Here is a 2,489-nt window from a genome sequence, read left to right as displayed (position 1 = left end):
TAAAACGCTCCGAAAACCTCATCGAAAGTTGATTATTGCACCTTTTCCTGATTCCGTCAGTCGAACGGACAATTTTTTCTTCGATTCATCGCCTCAAACCCGCTTGACAACTTCGATCGCTTCTTAACTTGTCACGAATGGGGCGGGATGCCAATCGAGTGCAGTGGAATGAGTTGCTAATTAAATATACAGTAGCTCATGCTTGCGCGCGATTGGTTCGAGATTTAGTCGCAGATGTTGGCGATACAGATCCACAGCGTTTTTATAGTTTCTGGGCGGTAGATATTGTCAAAGATATCGCCCTCGAACAATTATCAAAACATTTACTCAAACTACTAGACGATCTACCTGTAATTAGAGCCACCCCCGCCGGAAAATGGTTTACACCTAGTGCTGTTAAATTACTCGCTACTGGAAGAGAGAAACTTTTTGAACCGCTGAGTGCTGATGGTTTAATTTTTCCCAATCCGCCATTATCCGCTCGAATTACTTCAGCATTTGCACAAGCAGAAATAAAGCTAGAGTATTTCAGTGTAAAAAATCTGATCGATCACCTCAAAAGATCGCAAAGCCTGGGATGTTCTCTTGAAGATGCACCATTACCCAGCTTACAACGACGAGAGTGGATTTATATTCTACTGGAACAATGTCTGAGCGGCAATAATCGAGATCTTCAAGGTTTACCGCTAGCTTTGTTAGCAGATGGTTCTTTAGAAGTCTTTGGTTATCAATCTCAAGACAATATTTATACTGGAGAGCAGATTGTTAGAGATATCTTTAGTAATGTACCTGAGTGGTTTCTCGACGAAGATGTAGTCAAAGATTTTCCTAGCTTAAATAACTGCGATGGAATCATTGCGATGACTCCTACCCTGATAGCGGAGAATCTATCAGAAGTCCTCAACGAAGAAGCAATTTGTGTTGCACTAAAGTTAGATGATTCTCAATCTCCAGATCTACAGTGGTTGGTTAAAGTTTATCAGTATTTTACTGACGTGAGTGGAGATCTACCTAACGAACTCAAGCAATTTCCATTAGTACCAGGTAGTGACGGCAATCTTTATCGAGGAGGTGTACTTGAAACTCCTCTATTGTGTAATGATCTAAGTGGAGATGTAGCCATTAGTCAGATCGTAATTTTCTTTGATGTTTTATCTATTGAAGCACCAGAAGTTCTATCTTTAGCGATCGACAAGTTCATCAAAAAGCATCCAGAGCAATTTATCTGGAGATTCAACTCCCTAGATCTAATCGGTACTTTGGCGACGCGAGAAAATTGTCAGCTACCAACCTATTGTAATTATTATCATCAGCTTTTAGATTTGCTAGTAGGCGATCTCGGAATCATTAAAAACAATGAAGAGTTCAAAATAAACCTCCGCCAACTAAAGATTTATCCGACTACCAATAATGAATTAGTCTCTCTAACCGACGAAAATGTCTATCTATTGGGCGCAGAGGATTTACCCGCGATCGATAGAGATCTACATCTGTTAAAATTGGGAGATAGTCAAAATTGGAAACCCTTATTTAGCATACTAGAAGTAAAGACACTCGATCGAGCTACCTTTATTCAAGATTTTCTTATTCCTAACTATGAGAAGATTAATAATAGCGAACAACTCTTCTCTTTAACTTGGATTCGTGAAAATTACGATATCGCACTCAAAGAGATTAAAAAGCGTGATTTGGAGAAAGCAAAAGAATTTAAGCAGCTAATAGCAAATACTCCACTGGTATTATGTGAAGATGGATATTTACACCGGATCTCAAAGATATACGATCCGAAGGAAGTAGTAATTAAAGATATTTTAGGCGATCTTGCACCTATACCCGATCGCAATTTTTATGCCAAATATTCTGAAGATGCCAAAGACTCTGAAGACTGGAAAGATTGGCTCGATTTCTTTAGTAAGTTAGGAATGCTCAATGAGATTAAACCTCAAGATCTACTAGAATTTGTTTTTGAACTAGTTGCACGATCTCAAAGAATTGGTAGTGATGGTGTTGAGGAATCTTGTCTCAATATCCTTAAATATATCAATACTCACTGGAGTAAATTATAAAATGCGACGATTGATGATGGCGAAACTAAGTTAATTCATGCTCTTAAAGAATATGCTTGGCTCCCAGTCGCGATATCTGCCGATAGTTTGCAAAAATATCCAGCCGCTCTCATTCCAGCAAATCGACTGTATCCAGGTAGTCAAATAGCACTGTGCGAGTATGGTTATTTAATCGCCAGTCAACGTCCATTGTTAGCACAGTCTATAGATCTAAATCCAGAGGTGAAAAAGGCTTTAGGCTTAGAGTTTGGGGTAGATAAGTGGGAGCAAGTCGTTGCTCATTTAGATAAACTAATCGCTCTGTGGGATAGAAGTGTATCCAATGAATTACCACTTTCAAACAACTTTGATCTAGCCATCCACAAAGTATACGATTTTCTCGCAAGTCGGAGTATTATCAATCAGCATGGAAATTGGTTGAAA

The 2,489-nt window shown here is 38.9% G+C and carries 2 protein-coding genes; both read left to right on the top strand.

Annotated features, from left to right (window positions below):
* The first annotated feature begins 128 nt into the window (after nt 1–128).
* A complete protein-coding gene (locus RMO27_RS07275; protein ID WP_309730967.1) occupies nt 129–2,066 on the top strand; it encodes a hypothetical protein in 1,938 nt (645 codons plus the stop codon).
* 222 nt (nt 2,067–2,288) lie between these two features.
* A partial coding sequence (locus RMO27_RS07270; RefSeq protein ID WP_309730966.1) for a hypothetical protein occupies nt 2,289–2,489 on the top strand: 201 nt, incomplete at its 3' end.

The sequence above is a fragment of the Chamaesiphon sp. OTE_75_metabat_556 genome, from assembly GCF_031378165.1.
In the GTDB taxonomy this organism is placed as follows: domain Bacteria; phylum Cyanobacteriota; class Cyanobacteriia; order Cyanobacteriales; family Chamaesiphonaceae; genus Chamaesiphon.
This window is presented reverse-complemented; position numbering and strand designations above follow the sequence as displayed.